We start from the raw sequence: 16,295 nt of genomic DNA on the forward strand, positions 1-16,295 counted from the left end.
CCTCTGTGCAACGCCGCCTCGCGCGGGATAGGACGGAAGACGTGAGTCAGCAACTGAACAGACGGGCCCTGTTCGGTGTGGGCGTCCTGGCCGGAGCGGCGGCAGCCTGCTCCTCCTCCACACCCCCGTCGCCGCCGCAACCCGCGCCCTCCTTCGACCCGCGCGACTGGGCCTCCGTCCGGGCCCAGTTCGCCCTCCGCCGGGACGTCGCGCACTTCGCCGCCTTCACCCTGGCCCCCGCGCCCGCCCCGGTACGCGCCGAGATCGCCAAGCACCGCGACGGCCTCGACGCCGACCCCGACTACGCGCCGGTCCGCGACCAGGACCCCGACCAACCCGTACGCGAAGCCGCGGCCAGGTTCCTCGGCGGCCGGCCCGAGGACGTCGCCCTCACCGACAGCACCACCATGGGCCTCGGGCTGATCTACTCCGGCCTGCGGTTGCGCCCCGGCCAGGACGTCCTGACCACCGAGCACGACTTCCTGGCCACCCACGAGGGCCTGCGCCTGCTCGCCGCCCGCACCGGCGCGCGGGTGCGCAAAGTCCGCCTCTACGACGACCCCGCCAAGGCCACCGCCGATCGCATGGTCAGCACGATCAAGGCGGCGCTCGGCCCGCGCACCCGGGTGGTGGCGATCACGTGGGTGCACTCCAGCACCGGCGTGCGCCTGCCGGTCAGGCAGATCGCCGCCATGCTGGCCGACGTCAACGCCCGGCGCGACGAGCACGACCGCGTCCTGCTGTGCGTCGACGGCGTGCACGGCTTCGCCGCCGTGGCCGACAAGGTGACCGACCTGGGCTGCGACTTCCTGGCCAGCGGGACGCACAAGTGGTTGTTCGGCCCGCGCGGCACCGGCGTGTTGTGGGGCCGCGCCTGGGACGCCCTGTCGCCGGTCATCGCCGGCTTCGGGCAGAAGTCGTTCGAGATCTGGCAGCTCGGCACGCCGCCCGGCCCCACCACGGCCGAGCTCGCCACGCCCGGCGGGTTCAAGGCCTTCGAGCACCGGTGGGCGATGCCTTCGGCGTTCGCGTTCCAGGAGGCGATCGGACCCGACCGGGTGCAGCAGCGCGTCCAGGAGCTGGCCGGCAGGCTGAAGGCGGGGCTCGCCGGGATCAAGCACGTCACGCTGGCCACCCCGATGGACCCGGCGCTGTCGGCCGGGCTGGTGTGCTGCTCGATCACCGGCATGGAACCCCTGCAGGCGGTCGACGCACTCCGCCGGAGCAAGGTGGTGGCCGGCACCACCCCTTACAACGGGACGTTGCTGCGCTTCGGCACCACCATCGTCAACACCCCCGAGCAGGTGGACCAGGCCGTCAAGGCCGTGGCCATGCTGGTCTGAAGCACCCCGCCGCGCCGCCGGGGCAGCCGGCTTGGCCGGCTTGGCCGGCTCGACTGCTACACCGCAGGTTTACACCGGTGGTTGGATGTGCCCCCGGTGAACCGGCAGATATGGTCGCGTCTCGTTGCTGCCCTTGTGGGCGGTTGAGTGGTTTCTGCGACGGGGGCGATGCAGGATGAGGCGCGCAATGCCGGTGGCCGGTCTGGCGATGGCGATCGTGTCGGCGAGCGCGTGCGGCACCGGGATCCCGTCCTCCCAGCGCTCTCCCGAGCAGGCCGGTCGCACCGCCGTCCCCGGCGTGGTCGCGACGTCGTCGCAACCCTCGCCGAGGGGCGAGGGCCGGCCGCTGGGCAGCCGGTCCCTGGGGGTGAGCAGCAAGATCACCGTTCGGCTGCTGGCCCTGGACCGGGTCTCGGCCCAGGCCGTGGTGGCCCGCTGGCGGGTCCGCAACGACCTGAAGGAGGACTACTCCTTCAGCGCCAGTCTGGCCGTGCCGTGGAACAGCGCGAACCTCGGCCAGAACGCCATCGGCGGAGTGTCCCTGCTCGACAGCGGCAACGACCGCTGGTATTTCCCGCGCGGCTACCGCAACGGCGACTGCCAGTGCACCCGGGGCTGGCCGACCGTCAAGGCGGGCCAGGAGCAGGAGATGGTGGCCGTCTTCCCCGCGCCGCCGCCCGGCGTCACCCGTCTCGACGTCCTGTTCCCGCAGGCGCCGCCGTTTCTGGACGTTCCTCTGGGGCAGGCGCCGCCGACGCCCTTACACGTGCAGGACGGCGAGGACCCGGTGGATCCCGACTCCGCCCGCGTCGGCGACCCGGTGACGCTGTCGATCGTGAACCAGGTCGAGCAGGCTGGCGCGGCCCAGGACGACGATGGCCGGGTGGTGTCGGTCAGGCTGTCGACCGACGTGCTGTTCGCGGTGAACAGGGCCGATCTCTCGCGCGCGGCCCACGCCGCTCTGCGGGAGGTGGCCACGCAGATCGACCGGTCCCCCGGTGACGAGGTCCGCATCGACGGCCACACCGACGACACCGGCACCGACGCCGTCAACGACCCGCTGTCGCGACGACGCGCCGCCAGCGTGCAGGCAGCCCTGAAGAAGCTGGTCACCCGCTCGGGCGTGCGCTTCCGCGCGTACGGCCATGGCTCTCGTGATCCGATCGCCGACAACGATCGCGCCGAGGGCCGCAGGACCAACCGGCGGGTCGGCATCACCTTCGACCGCCCACCCGCGGCGCCCGCCGGCCAGGCACGAGCGACCGTCAGTCGCTCACCGGCCGCCGTGCCGTCCGCGGATGCGACGGGCACGACGCTGCCCGTGCTCGGCCGCGCCCGGGCCGGGAAGGCGCCCGGCGTCGAGGGCGCCTGGCCGGAGCAGGCCGAGGTACGCGTCAACGAACTGACCAGGGACGCAGGCGGTTACGTGAATCTGGTGTGGACCCTGCGCAACGACGGTGACACACCGCTCAACGCCTGGACCTCCTCCCACGACTGGGGCGGTGTGTACGCGGAGGCCAGCACCAGCGCCGCCGCACTCGTGGACGGCCCTCGCCGGTACCGTCCGCTGCGTGACGCCCGGCACCACATCACCGTGGGCCCGTACCTGCTGTCCGTGTCGCGCCCGGAGTACCTGGTGACCAAGGGTGAGGAGTACACGCTGTGGGCGATGTTCAAGCCTCCTGCGGACGTGTCCACCGTCACCGTCCAGATCCCCGGCTTCGAACCCGTCGAGGGTCTCGCCATCCGGTGACGGCTCGATGTGCCACAGGAGAAAATCTGCAGTCGTCACTGTAGACATTCCGGTTGAGGCGAGCTAGAGTTTCTGACATCGCAAGGAACGGATCCACGAGGGCGGCGCAGGACGAGCAGCACGACGGGGCCGCCCGGACGACGTGGAGAGCAGTACAGAAGAAGGAAGAGGCAGAAGGTCGGACTGCCGCGGCCAGGCTGATCGAACATGGGGCCGTGACGGTGGACGCGCTGCCATTGCACGAAGTCGGCACAGAGCTCGACGTGCCGATGTGGAGATAACCGGAAAGGAGTGTTGGACGCCATCAGGATCGCCCGTCGCCGGCGTATCGCCGCACGGGTACCGCAGTTCCACGAACAGGACGGTGGTCTACGGTCACGCTTACGCGATCCCCGCATTTCGCCCCAACGGGCTGACAATTGCGGAACAAGAGAATCGGCCAGCAGGCCGATCGATGGTGTTAAACCTCATTCGGGCCCCGGCGCTATGGCGCCGGGGCCCCTGTTCGCATTCAGGAAGGTTGCATGGATCAAACAGACCAGGCTCAGGCCGCCGCCACCGTCAGCCGGCACCAGCCGCATCACCTGCCGACGCCCCCCGCCACCGCGTCCGCCGCGTCCGTCGCATCGGCCGCAGCCGGCCAGAGCCCCGAACAACGGCTCGACGACGACGACTACCCCGCCTACAGCATGGGACGGGCCGCGGAGATCCTCGGAGTCACCCCGGCGTTCCTGCGCAGCCTCGGCACGGCCAAACTGATCGAGCCGCTGCGTTCCGAAGGCGGCCACCGCCGCTTCTCCCGCTACCAGCTGCGTCTGGCCGCTCGCGCCCGCGAACTCGTCGACGCGGGCACCCAGCTGGAGGCGGCGTGTCGCATCATCATCCTGGAAGACCAGCTCGCCGAGGCCCTGCGGATCAACGAAGAACTCCGCCGGCGCGGCTGAGCCGCACCCCGGGCCCAGGCCCGGGCCCGGCATCGGGCCATTGTCCGGACGCAGGTAAAGGAGGCGAGCTCCGGGGATTTGTGCTCGCCTCTGTACGGCGCGGCGGACGTAACTCAGACACCTCGTGACACCTTTGTTAACAGAAGGTAAACGATACGGACACCCTGAATCCTGTAAAAAAGGGTGACGTATGATGCCTTGCGGTATTAGGCGGGCGAAAGGTGCTTAGGTGGCGGACGCGTTCGAGGCGGAGGTCAGCGCGCTCGCGGGCGAGATCAACCAGCAGGTGGCCCGCGTACGCGAGGCGTTCGGAGAGCTCTCCGCCCTGGAGCACACCGCACGGTCGGCGGACGGGATGGTGACCGTGACCGTCGGCCGCCACGGTCAGCTGCGCGGCGTCGAGCTGAACCCCCGGGCCTATCGCAACCTCTCCCCCAGCCAACTGGCCGACGCGATCATGCAGCAGGCCAATGCGGCCACCGCCGCGGTCTCCGAGCAGAGCAGGCAGCTGCTGGACCCCCTCATGCCGGACGGCCTGCCGTACGAGGACGTCTTCGGCGAACGGGCCACGCTCGACGCGTTCTTCCCCGGCCCCGTGGAGCCGGCCCCGTGAGCGGCTACCACGTGCAGGGGGAGGCGCTGTACCGGGAGGCCAGGACGTACGAGCTGGTCGCGGGGAACGTGGAGCAGGTGCGCGCCGACCTCCGCGCGGCCTTCAACCGGGACCGGAACACGCTGGGCGACGACGAGTACGGCGCGGAGCTGGCCAAGAAGCTGCCCGAGATGGAACGCGGCATCTTCGACGCCCTGACGACGTACATCGACCAGCTGGAGAACGTCGCCTCGGGGCTGAACGCGAGCGCCCGCAACTACAAGGCGGCCGAGCCCACTCCCCCCGTCACGCGGAACTGATCGTCCATGGGGTTCGACGGGTTCCTGGTGCCCGACTTCGCCAAGCCGTACGTCGGCTGGGTGGTCGGCATGGACTGGCCGGAAGGGGACGAGACCGGCTGTTTCCGGCTGGCCGACGCGTGCGTGATCGCCGCGCACCGGCTCGTCGAGGGCACGGGCGCCGACCTGCCGGGCAGCGCGCGCAGGATCGGCAAGGACTGGGACGGCGAGGCCCATCTCGCCTTCGCCGCCCACGTCGACAAGGTGGCGGGCGGTCAGGTCGCCCTCGCGGTCAAGCGGCTCGTGGACGCCGCGGTGGCGCTCAACGGCGTGGGCGTGCAGATCCAGTACGCCAAGTACATGATCGAGGTCACCGTCTGGCTGCTGATCATGCAACTGGGGTATCTGCTGGCCGCGGCCCTGGCCACCGGCGGGGCGAGTCTGGCGCTCGTCCCACCGCGGCTGCAGCTCGCGCGGCTGACGGTCGCGCAGATCGCCCGGCAGTGCCGGCGCAACATCCTGCTGTTCGCCGGGATCGTGGCCGGCATGGACCTGGGCATCCAGGGCGTCCAGATGGTGCAGGGCCGCAGGGACGACATCGACGTCCGGCAGCTCGTGATCTCGGCGGCGAGCGGCGCCGCCATGGGCGGGCTCATGGGGGCGGTCTCGGGCGGGCTGAGCCGCCTGGCCACGCCCACGCTGCGGGCCGGGCTGACCAGGGCCGAGATGTCCACGGCCGAGAAGCTGCTGGCGGCGGCGCACTCGTCGTTGTACGGGCAGGCCGCGCAGTTCGCCGTGACCGGCGGGATCACGACGGCCGGCTCCATGCTGGTCCAGGGCAACTTCAGCTGGGACCTGCTGGCCAAGGGCATCACGTCCAGCGCGCTCGGCGCGGACGGGCAACACCTGACCTCGCCCCTGCCGCACGGCGCCGACGGCCCGTCCGCGCCCCGCTCGTCCTCATCGTCCGGACATCCGCTGTCGGGCCCGGACGGCGGGCCCGGGCACGGGCCCAAGACCGGCGCCGACACGCTCCTGGCGGCGGTGAACCACAACCAGCGGACCATCGAGTCGCCCGCCTGGCACAGCCCCGACCTGCCGTCCGAGGTGCTGCAAGGTCTGACGTCCCAGCTGGCGTCCGCCGACCCGGGGCTGCCGAAGCCGGAGATCCATCCGCCTCGCGTCGTCGAGATGGGAGCCCTGGGCGAGACGGCCGTGCACGACGTCAGGGTGCCGGTGGACCCGCGGGCGGCAGCGCACGCCATGACCGCCGGGATCACGGGGATCGTCCCGCGGGAACGAGCCGTGATCCGCCTCTGGCTGGCCGAGGCGCTCGCCAGCAGCGACCGCGAGGTCTGGACCAACCACCTCCAAAGGGGCGTGGCGCTCGGCGTCGGCGACAAGGTGATCTACCTCAAGCTCCGGCCGAACGAGTTCACGCACGTGGAGCAGCCGAGTCTGCCCCCGGAGAAGCCGGTCGCCTTCGGCGGGGACGGCGTGGACGGCAAGTCCTCGCGGGGCACCTCGCTGGACCGGACCGCGGGGCTGATGAAGGGGCTCTACCACTCGCCGGACGAGGCCGAGGCGAACGCCCTGCCCCGATCGGGCGTCACCAGCACGGCCCGGACGACCCACACGAACGGCGTCGAGGTCATCAGCGGGCACAAGGCCATCTCCCCCGCCCATGACTACTTCGCCGCGGACGTCGTCCTCGACATCTATCGCGACGGCGAGCGGGTCACGCAGACCGCGGCGGTGCCGGACCTCTCGCTGACCATCCCCTTCCCCAAGCAGTTCACCCGGGAAGGGCCGCTGCTGAGCACCGACCACCCGTCGCCGCTCCCCCGCCACGAGGTGCCGGAGGGAGCGGGGCACAAGTTCCGCGACCACGGGATCGCGATCACCGGGCTGGACGTCACGCCTCTCGTGCTGGAGGTGCAGCGCCGGGGGCTGGCGACGGGGCTGCCCGCGGGCGAGGTGGTCAAGATCACCGACCATCTCACCTCCAGCCTGCTCAGCGAGCAGGGGATGAAGAACCGCAGCCAGTCGATGTTGTCGAGCGGGGTCTCCTCCGAGGCGATCCGGTACAAGACGTCCCTGCTGGGGTCGGAGGAGGACGCCGTCCGGATCACCGGCGAGATCACGCGGGTCGAGCCGATCGACGGAGGCGGGCGCGCGCCGGTCGAGACGATGTTCCGGGACGACCTGGGGCGGCGCGAGAGCGAGGGCACGTCGCACCGGCAGGGCGCGAGCGTCGGCGTGCACGCGGGCGGCAAGATCGGGTTGCCGCTGGGCGAGCACGGGGAGGTCGTCGCGCGGGCCGTCGGCGGGGTCGGCTACGGGACGGACCACGTCACCTCCACCAACCGGGCGCACGGCAACCACACCGTCCTGACCAGGCTCGGTGACGTCACCATGTACGACGCCCGGATGCGGCTGCAGGTCGAGACCGAGACGCTCGGCGCCTTCGAGGTGGAGGTGAACGCCGAGCTGATCGTCCCGGCGCGGGACGCGTCCCGGATGGAGCAGGACGTCTTCGGGCACGATCTGCGGCCGCCGGGCGAGTTCAACGACATCCAGCGCAAGCTCGCCGACCTCCACCGGGAGATCGACGACGTGCGGGCGGAGTTCACGCTGAACGAACCGGTCGGCGAGTACCCGGCCAGGGGGGAGCACCCCAACCGCGGCTACGACCCGCACGTCCTGGAGCCGGAGACGCTGGCGGCCGGTCGCGGCACGGGGCTCGGCAGCGGCGTCCGGGTCCATGGGGAGACGCTGCTCAGCGCGGAGCTCCACCAGGCCGTCGACCGGGCGCTGCCCGACCTCCCGCCGGCGATCAGGCGGCAGATCATGCGGGACGTCGAGAGCCGCTTCGGCGTCGTGGCGCTGGAAGCCGACCTGACGCACGCCCTCCACGGCATCAGGTACGACAGGACGATCGGCGGCTACACCGTCGAGATCCTGGCCGAGGGCACGCTGGGCCGCCGGCACGAGGTCGGCGCGTCCGACCTGACGGTCAACGAACGCCGGATCACCTCGCGCACCGACACGAGCCAGCGGGAGACCTCCCGCACGGGCCGCGCGGAGGTGCGCGGGGTCGCGCGCGCCGACGTGGGGGAACGGCTCAAGATCGACCCGGTGAACCTGTCACTCTCCGGCAGCGGCACGAAGTCGGAGAGCACCGGCTTCTCCTCGGGTCACACGAGGTACGACCGCACGGAGACCAGCGGCGGCTTCACGATCACGCGGGATCTGTCCTTCGACGTCAGGATGCGGATCTCGCGGGACGGCACGGAGACGCTGAACACCTCGTGGGAGGTGCACGGCAGCAGGGCGGAGATCCTGGTGCCGGACGTGCACCTGCCGCAGCGGCCGGTGCTCGCGCAGGACGTCGCGCATCTGGGACGGGTCGAGTCGTCCGCCGAGCGGCCCGCCGACCTGTGGCGGCCCGGCGCCGACGAGTTGTCGGCCATCGTCCGGATGGGGGCCATGCCCGACCTTCCGGGCACGCTGGCCGGGGCCTACAACCGGTGGGCGGGGTTGCCGGCGGCCGCGGAGCGGCTGGACGTGCCGCCGGTGTTCGAGACCGCCACCGACGTGATCAACCTGGAGACCATGATCACGTCTCATCCCGACGGCCTGCACTACACCGTGTCGGACCGGGCGGGCACGCGGCACGACCTGCACGTCAAGGCGCACGTGGCCGAGGTGCGGCACGTCAAGTCGGAGACCGGGGTGGAGCACGAGAGCTACTCCAGCAGCAACTCCAGGGCGCTGGACGGCGAACGCGGCAGGCGCGCGGTCGGCGGCCACGCCAGGACCGGCCTGCGCGTCACCCTGAGCGACGGCGAGGCCGCGCACGGAGCCGGGGAAGCCGGCGGGACCGAGCGCAAGGTCGTGGCACGGGCGGGCGTGCACGGCGCCGCCAAGCGCAGTGCCGTGGAGAGCTCCTACCTGGGCAGCAGCGACGTCTCGCGGGTCACCTACTCCGACGGCAGCACCTCCCACTGGTACCGCGCGGACCTGGTCCTGGAGGTCACCCCCAGCAGGACCAGCGCGGGCACGGTCGAGCAGGGCCCGACCACGTACGTCCGGGTGGCGGACATCGTGGACCTCGTGCTGCCCGACGAGGTGGCCCGCCGGCACGGGCTCGACGGCCCGCAGGCCGCGGAGCCCGTCAGGCCGGCCGGGGACACGACGCGGGCTTACACGGCGCCCGAAGCGGCGCTGAACACCGCCTACGTCCAGCACCTCGACGCGGAGGGCGTGCTGCCGCAGATCGTGGAGCTGCTGCGCCGCGACGGCCTCCTCCTCCCCGGCCAGGAGCTCACCAACCACCCGGTGGCCGAACACCTGCGCGGCAACTACGGCCAGGGCGCGCTCGGCACCAAACTGGGCGAGCTGCGCGGGAACGGCGTGTCCTCCTGGTTGTTCGTCACGGACGAGAACGGCCGGGTCACCGAACGCGTGGGCATCCGGGTCACGGCCGAGGTCGGCGACGGCGTACACGTCGGTGAGCGTCCTGACACCGGCCTGATGCTGCGCAACGAGCGCCTGAGCGGCGACCTGAGCGTGCGCGAGGCGGGCACGGACCGTGGCTCGGAGGCGATCGCGCGTTACATGGAGTCCGCGGGCGGCGAGCTCAGGGGAGGCGAGGCGGGGTTCGCGAACTCCCGCGACTCCCACACCGTGGACGGGCAGGGGACGATCGCCAAGGAGATCAACCGCTACCAGACGCGCGAGGCCCCGCAGGAGTTCAGGCATCCGGTCCGGTACGAGATCACGCTCGAACGCGTCCCGGTCCGCCCGCTTCTGGAGCCGGTGCAGAACGTGGCCCGCAACGCGCTGCTCAAGGTGGGCGAGATGACCGGCCACGACGGCGCCGGAAGGCTGTTCGACCGGCACGCCGGGGTCACCGGGACGTCCCGGGCGGTCGTGGACGGCGAGGTCGGCGTCCTGGTGCCGGGCCACCTCACCACGGAGGTGCCGCAGGGCACGCCGGTCGCGGGGCGTACGCCGGTCGTCGCCGCGGATCCGCGCTGGGCGGACGCGAGCGGGCCGAACCCCATGTCCACCACTCTGGGCGGCGGCGTGCCCAGGGGGGACGTCAGCCAGGTCGCGTTCCCGGCCGCCTCTCTGGTCGAGGAATGGGCGCCGCTGAGCGCGGTGCCGCCGAGGCTGCGGGGCGAGGTGCCGTCCCTGGCCGACCGGCCCGACGGGTTCGAGCTCTCCCGCCCGGCCGGCATGTCACTCGCCGAGGCCACCAAGGAACGGACCATGCGCGCCCACCTGGAGCAGTTGCTCGCGCACGAGTACGAGCTCCCGGGGATCGGCAGGGTGGGCATCGACGTCACCGGAGCCCGCGAGGTCACCACCGCGCTGGTCAAGCAGCGTGTCTACGCCCAGACCATGAGCACGGTCGGGCACGGCCAGGAGCAGGGCCGCGGCGTGGCGGTCCGGGCGGGCGGGTCCGCCGGGGCGCAGGACGGGAGCCTCGGCTTCGGCGGCGTCGGCGGCAGCGTGAAGACGGCGGACGAGGCCGCGTCGCGGAACGCCAACATCGTCGAACGCAACTTCCTGGAGGAGCAGCACGACAACACCTACCTTGAGCTGGACGTCTCCCTGGTGTTCTACGGCAAGGACAAGCCCCTGACGGTGGACGTCGCCGGCGGCCTGCATCTCCGGCTGACCGCCGACGGACTCGCCGCCTTCGAGGCCGCACACCCCGGCGTGATCACCCGCTGACCAGGTCGTCAGAAGGGTGGGTGGGCGACGGATTCCAGGGTTTGGATGATCTCTTCGGCGAACAGCAGGGCGGCGGGGCCGGGGCCGTGCTTCTCGCGGCGGACGAGCGAGAGGATGTTGTTGCTGAAGGCGCGGTCGCGCACCGGGCGGAAGGCGAGGGTTCCGTTGTGGTGGTCCTCGGCCATGTCGAACCTGCTGAGGAAGGCGATGGCCTCGCCCGCGGCGGCCAGGCGTTTCATCGTCTCGATCGAGTTGGTGTGGAAGGCGGGCTCGACCTTCAGGCCGGCCTCGGCGAAGGTGTCGGCGATGATGCCGTGGATCACCATCGAGCGGTCGGCGAAGATCAGCGGGTAGGCCGCGCACTGGGCCAGGGGGATGGATTCCAGGCGGGCCAGCGGGTGGGCCGGGGCGATGACCGCGCCGAGCCGGGTGTCCATCTGCCAGCACAGTTCGAGCTGCGGCGAGGACGGCACGTTGAACCCGAGGCCCAGGTCGGCCTCGCTGTCGGCCACCGCGCGGAGGATCTCGTGGGTGGACAGGGCGCGGATGGAGATGCGCACCTCGGGGTGGCGGGCGTGGAAGTTCACGGTGGCGGTGGAGACGATGCTGCTGGCCAGGCCGGTCATCGTGGCGATCACCACCTCGCCGCTCGGCAGTGACTGCAGGTCGCGGATCTCGGTCACGGCCTCGCGGTACTCCTGGAGCGTCCGGCGCACGTGGGCGAGGAGGACCTCGCCCGCCGGGGTGGGCCGCATGCCGCGCGGCAGGCGTTCGAACAGGGGCTCGCCGAGCTCTTCCTCAAGGAGCAGGATCTGCCGGTTGATGGCCGACGGGGCGACGTGGAGCCGCGCTCCGGCGGCCCGGATGGAGCCGTACCGGGCCACCTCGTCGATGTAGTGCAGCACGCGTGAGTGGAGCATCGAGCCTCCCTGGGCTGAACCGTGCGCAAAAAGAGTACAGTCCGTGCGAAAACGGCTGCTTGTCAGCAACGGTGCTGTGCCATTTCATAGCCACAGCGCGTACGAGCGACACGGCCACGGCGGCCCTCTGATGAACTCCGCGACCGGCCGCCGGCATCCCGGAGCCGCGTCCTCGGGTCTCGTTCCGCGAGCGGAATCCAACAGCCGAGCAATGAAGCGAGGAAATCATGCTCCAACAGGAGAAGACGGGCCAGGCCGGTGGGACGGACCGGGTCTCGGTCCACTACGACCACGTGCGGGCGGTCTTCGACATCCTGAGCGGGGAGAGGGAGGCGGACCTGCTGCTGCGCAACCTCAGCGTGCTGGACGTGCACAGCGAGAGCGTCTTCCAGGGCTCGATCCTCGTCTACGACGGGCGGATCATCGCGCTGAACCCGGACGAGTCGATCGTGCGGGTCCGCGAGGTGTTCGACGGCCAGGGCCTCTACGCGATCCCGGGGCTGATCGACGCGCACCTGCACTTCGACGCCCAGCTGGCCCACCCGGCGGCGTTCGGGGAGGCGATCGTGCCGAGCGGCACGACCACCATCTTCGCCGAGACCCTGGACTTCGCCAGCGCGGCCGGCGACGAGGCCGTCGAGGCCGCCGCGGCGTTGTTCAAGGACTACGAGAAGCTGCCCTACCGGATCTACGCCTTCGCGCCGGGCAAGAAGACGTCGGTCGAGGTCACCGACGCCATGCTGAAGATGGACCCGGTGATCGGGCTGGGCGAGCTGGCCCACCTGTCCTACATGACCGGCAACGAGGACGACTTCCGCAAGTCCGCCCTGGGCCGCGCCAACGGCGGCTTCGTCAACAGCCACTGGGGCGTGACGGCGCTGCCCGACATGTTGCTGAACTACATGCCCGCGATCGGCGCGCACAACAACCACGATGTCTGGAACGAGGACGACATCGAGAAGAGCATCCGGTACGGCTTCCAGACCCAGATCAAGTTCGGCGTCGGCAGCCCCGAGGTGATCAGGACCATGCTGCGCGCCATCGTCAAGCGCCGCTGGCCGGCCGAGAACTTCCAGATGTGCGCCGACAACATCTCGGTCGACCGGGTGCTGACCAAGGGGCACATCGACTGGGTGATCTCGCTGGCCGTCGAGATGGGCCTCAACCCGATCCAGGCGATCAAGATGGGCACGCTGTACTCCGCGCGCTCCTTCGGCATGGACCACGACTTCGGCTCCCTCGCCCCGGGACGCTACGCCGACATCGTGCTGACCGACAGCCTGTCGAAGATCAACCCGCGGTACGTGTTCAAGGGCGGCGAGCTGGTCGCCAAGGACCGTAAGCTCCTCAAGCCCGTCAATCTGGACTATTCGGTCATGGTGCAGGAGCCCCGGCCCGGCCTCGCCGACCTGGCTGCCGAACAGCTCGACCTCACGCCGATCGAGATCTCCGACGACGGGACCCGCGCGAAGGTCCTGCTCTTCGACGTCTACGGACGCGGCCACCTGAAGTTCGCCCAGGAGGTCTGGGTGCCGTTCGCGGACGGCGCCGTCGTGCCCGAGGTGGACGGCGTCACGCTGAACCGCATCTCCGTCGTCCAGCGTTACGCGGACGGCGCCCGGCACGTCGTCAACGGGCTGTTCAAGGGGGTCTCGATCGACCGGGGCGCCGTGTCGACGTTCTGGCCCGCGCCCTTCGCCTACTTCGTGGTGGTCGGCAGCGACAGCGCCGAGATGTGCGACAACCTCCGGCAGCTCGACGCCTTCGTCGGCGGCTGCCTCGTGACCGAGGACGGCCAGGCGCAGGCCGCGCTGCCGCTCGACATCTACGGCGTGATGGCCGACATGAGCCTGGCCGAGCTGGTGGACGCGACCCGGTCGATCGACGCCGCCCTGGAGAAGCTGGGCAACCACAACGAGGGCGAGCCGGTCGTCAACAAGCTGCTGACCCTGTTCATCTCACTCGACCGCTTCGGGTTCATGGTCTGAGCCGTGCTCTGAGAAGCGGACCCCCCGTCGTCCGGCAGGCTCCGGCCGGAACAGCCAACAGTCAAGGAGGCAACTGTGCTACAGCATGAAAAAGAGGCCGGAGTCGTCGACACCGGAAGTCTGGTGCGGCGTTGGATCACCTACGGCGCCGGCATCTACCTGCTGACCCTGGGGGTCAGCCTGGCCATCAGGGCGGGGATCGGCATCTCGCCGCAGAGCAGCCTCACCCGGACGATGACCCTGGTCTTTCCCTCGATCAGCCAGGGGACGTTCAACTTCGCCCTTGAGCTGCTGATGTTGCTGCTGACCTATCTCGTCCTGCCGAGGGACTTCAAGCTCAGGAACTTCCTGTCGTTGATCCCGGCCCTGGTGCTGGCCACGTTCCTCGACCTGAACCTGATGCTGACGAGCTGGATCGGGCTGGACGCCTACGCCGCCAAGTTCGTCCTCCTGGTGGTCGCGGACGCGACGCTGGCGTTCGGCCTGTTCCTGATGATCCGGGCCAACCTGGTGCTCATGCCGGTCGACATGTTCGTCAACACGGTCTTCAAGCGGACCGGCTTCAAATGGGGCAACCTCAAGACCGGCTTCGACTGCACGCTGCTGGTGGTCTCCGCGGCGATCGGGCTGATCTTCCTGGGCGGCCCGCAGTTCATCCGCGAGGGGACCATCATCAACGGCATCCTCGTCGGGCAGTACATCAAGCTCTACTTCTTCCTGTTCAAGAAGTTCTCGCGGTCCTGAGCCCCCCGGCGTCCGTCACCGGAGAGCCTCCAGGACCGGACGCCGGCGGGCGTCCGGGACCCCGGCGGCGTCCATCGCGCGGCGCAGCAGGCCGGGGTCGAAGCCGTGGGCGCGCAGGTGGCCGACGAGCGGGCCGTACCGGTCGGCGCGGTCACGCAGGAGCTCGGTGGCCAGCCGGATCTCCAGCCGTACCGCCGGCACCTGGTGCGGGCCGCACGCGACGAGGACGTGATGCCGCCACGGACCTTCGCCGACGCACTCCAGGGCGTCCGAACCGGCCTGCCGCTCGACGGTGCTGAGCTCGACCTCCACCCCGTTCACCGCGAACCTGGCGAAGTACTGCTCGCTCCCGGGGATCCAGGCGGGGGCGTGGAGGCAGGGGAACGGCGACAGGGCCGCGGCGAACGCGTGCAGCTCCGCCCGGCCCGGCATCAGCAGGTCGACGTCCCCGGCCGGCAGGGGGACGCCCTGGAGCAGCGCCGCGCTCGTCCCGCACAGGCGGTAGCGGACGGCGGCGCCCGCGGCGTCGAGGGTCATGGCCAGCGCCGTGGTGACGTCCGCCCGATTCAGTGATCTCTTTCCGTGGCCCATGCCGCGCAACGTAGCAAGACCGCGCCCGGCGTCGTCAGAGACGGCGCCGGGCGTCTGTTCTGTTGGGTCTCATAACGTTTTTTCGGCTACTGACCAAGAAGGGGTGTAATCGACGAAGGGAGCACGGCCGGTGCGTCGCAAAAAGCCGGATATAGCTACAGATCCGGACGCTTTCGAAGCCTTCTACCGGCGCCACGTCGATGCGGTCACCTCGTTCCTCGCCCGCCGGGTCGATGATCCCCACACCGCCGCCGACCTGGTGGCGGAGGTGTTCATGGCGGTGCTCGACTCCGCCCACACCTATCAGCCGGGACGCGGCAGCGAGATCGCCTGGCTGTACGGCGTCGCCCGCAACACGCTCTCGGCCGAGCGGCGGCGGGCGTACAAGGAGTCGAGGCTGGCCGATCGCGTCGGCGGGCGACGGCATCTCGACTCCGACGACGTGGCCGAGCTGGTGTCGCGGATAGACGCCGAGAACCTGGCCAGACGGGCCTTCCGGGCCATGGCCGGACTGCCCGACGGTGACCGCGCGATGCTCGAACTGGTCGTCATCGACCAGCTCAGCATCAGCGAGGCGGCCACCGCCCTGGGCATCCGGCAGGGAGCCGCCCGGGCCAGGTTGCACCGCGCCCGCCAAGCGCTCAGGGACGTGCCGGAGATGGCTCCCTTCGTCATGGAAGGAATCCGATGAACTTCAAGGAGCACGTACTGATGGAACTGAAGGCCGAGATCGAGGCCCGCAACGGGGCCCGGCGCCGGCGCACCAGGCGGCGCCTGCTCACCGGCGCGGCGGTGGCCGCCGTCGCGGCCGCCGCGGCGGTCGTGACGCCGTTCCTCAACGGTTCGGACGCCCCCGCCTACGCGGTCAGCAAGAACACCGACGGCACGATCACGCTGCGGATCAACGAGTTCCGCGACCCCGCCCAGGTGGAGAAGGACCTGAAGGCGCTCGGCGTGCCCTCCGACGTCTCCTACCTCAAGCCCGGCACCCGCTGCGCCCCCGACCGCGCCCCCGCCGACGCTGGCCCGTCCTTCACCAAGGAAGAGCTCCAGAGCACGGACCCCGCGGTCCGCAAGAGGATCAGGGAGGCGATCGAGAACACCCCCAACGCGAAGACGTTCCGGATGGGCGGCGGCGAGGTACGGATCGACCCCAAGCGCATCAAGACGGGGCAGACCGCCGTCCTGGAGTTCACCGAGAACGCCGACCAGACCTCCGGCCCCGAGAAGCCGCGGGCGCTGTGGCAGTTCAGCGGCTTCCTGGTCGACGGGCCGGCCAAGCCCTGCAAGGTGATCGACGACCCGTCCTGGGACCAGATGCCCGACCCGAAGGAGCACCCGGAGGCGTACCCGCCGCCCGGCATGTGAGCGACCCG

At 70.6% G+C, this 16,295-nt stretch carries 12 protein-coding genes; 10 read left to right on the plus strand and 2 right to left on the minus strand.

Annotated elements, in window-relative coordinates; translation table 11 throughout:
- The first annotated feature begins 41 nt into the window (after nucleotides 1-41).
- The 6 genes from ACFYYW_RS45845 to ACFYYW_RS45870 all read left to right on the plus strand — a co-directional run bounded on the left by ACFYYW_RS45845 (nucleotide 42) and on the right by ACFYYW_RS45870 (nucleotide 10,676).
- Entirely contained in the window at nucleotides 42-1,343 is a 1,302-nt protein-coding gene (locus ACFYYW_RS45845) for an aminotransferase class V-fold PLP-dependent enzyme (RefSeq protein WP_387660078.1), read from the plus strand.
- Nucleotides 1,344-1,530: 187 nt separating this feature from the next.
- Nucleotides 1,531-3,096, plus strand: a complete 1,566-nt coding sequence (locus ACFYYW_RS45850) for an OmpA family protein (RefSeq protein WP_387660081.1) — start codon at nucleotides 1,531-1,533, stop codon at nucleotides 3,094-3,096.
- A gap of 689 nt (nucleotides 3,097-3,785) precedes the next feature.
- Nucleotides 3,786-4,040, plus strand: a complete 255-nt coding sequence (locus tag ACFYYW_RS45855) for a MerR family transcriptional regulator (RefSeq protein ID WP_352321845.1) — start codon at nucleotides 3,786-3,788, stop codon at nucleotides 4,038-4,040.
- A gap of 229 nt (nucleotides 4,041-4,269) precedes the next feature.
- Entirely contained in the window at nucleotides 4,270-4,653 is a 384-nt protein-coding gene (locus ACFYYW_RS45860; RefSeq protein ID WP_352321770.1) for a YbaB/EbfC family nucleoid-associated protein, read from the plus strand.
- Nucleotides 4,650-4,952, plus strand: coding sequence for a hypothetical protein (locus ACFYYW_RS45865; RefSeq protein ID WP_352321768.1), 303 nt, complete (start codon nucleotides 4,650-4,652; stop codon nucleotides 4,950-4,952). Before ACFYYW_RS45860 ends, ACFYYW_RS45865 begins: the two co-directional genes overlap by 4 nt.
- Nucleotides 4,953-4,958: 6 nt before the next feature.
- Nucleotides 4,959-10,676 carry a hypothetical protein gene (locus ACFYYW_RS45870; RefSeq protein WP_387660086.1) on the plus strand — a complete coding sequence of 1,906 codons (5,718 nt, stop codon included), beginning with the start codon at nucleotides 4,959-4,961 and terminating at the stop codon, nucleotides 10,674-10,676.
- Nucleotides 10,677-10,684: 8 nt separating this feature from the next.
- Here ACFYYW_RS45870 and ACFYYW_RS45875 read toward each other — a convergent pair whose 3' ends face one another.
- The gene (locus ACFYYW_RS45875) at nucleotides 10,685-11,596 is read right to left on the minus strand and encodes a LysR substrate-binding domain-containing protein (RefSeq protein ID WP_352321761.1); all 912 of its coding nucleotides are present in this window, start codon (nucleotides 11,594-11,596) and stop codon (nucleotides 10,685-10,687) included.
- 227 nt (nucleotides 11,597-11,823) lie between these two features.
- Here ACFYYW_RS45875 and ACFYYW_RS45880 point away from each other — a divergent pair, with 227 nt between their 5' ends.
- Together ACFYYW_RS45880 and ACFYYW_RS45885 are read left to right on the plus strand one after the other, a co-directional pair.
- Complete coding sequence (locus tag ACFYYW_RS45880; RefSeq protein WP_387660090.1) at nucleotides 11,824-13,584, plus strand: amidohydrolase family protein; 1,761 nt, start codon at nucleotides 11,824-11,826, stop codon at nucleotides 13,582-13,584.
- Nucleotides 13,585-13,707: 123 nt separating this feature from the next.
- On the plus strand, nucleotides 13,708-14,328 hold the full coding sequence (locus tag ACFYYW_RS45885; RefSeq protein ID WP_387660093.1) for a YitT family protein: 621 nt from the start codon (nucleotides 13,708-13,710) through the stop codon (nucleotides 14,326-14,328).
- A 15-nt stretch (nucleotides 14,329-14,343) separates the two neighbouring features.
- On the opposite strand, the gene ACFYYW_RS45890 is transcribed toward ACFYYW_RS45885, so the two are convergent.
- Nucleotides 14,344-14,919, minus strand: coding sequence for a hypothetical protein (locus ACFYYW_RS45890; protein WP_387660096.1), 576 nt, complete (start codon nucleotides 14,917-14,919; stop codon nucleotides 14,344-14,346).
- 130 nt (nucleotides 14,920-15,049) lie between these two features.
- On the opposite strand from ACFYYW_RS45890, the gene ACFYYW_RS45895 reads away from it, so the two are divergent.
- Nucleotides 15,050-15,610 (plus strand): RNA polymerase sigma factor, encoded by a 561-nt coding sequence (locus tag ACFYYW_RS45895; RefSeq protein ID WP_387660099.1) that lies wholly within the window; start codon nucleotides 15,050-15,052, stop codon nucleotides 15,608-15,610.
- Nucleotides 15,607-16,287 (plus strand): hypothetical protein, encoded by a 681-nt coding sequence (locus ACFYYW_RS45900; protein WP_387660102.1) that lies wholly within the window; start codon nucleotides 15,607-15,609, stop codon nucleotides 16,285-16,287. The genes ACFYYW_RS45895 and ACFYYW_RS45900 overlap by 4 nt, the downstream gene beginning before the upstream one ends.
- Nucleotides 16,288-16,295 lie beyond the last annotated feature (8 nt).

Source organism: Nonomuraea sp. NPDC001831 (assembly GCF_042892035.1).
Taxonomy (GTDB): Bacteria; Actinomycetota; Actinomycetes; order Streptosporangiales; family Streptosporangiaceae; genus Nonomuraea.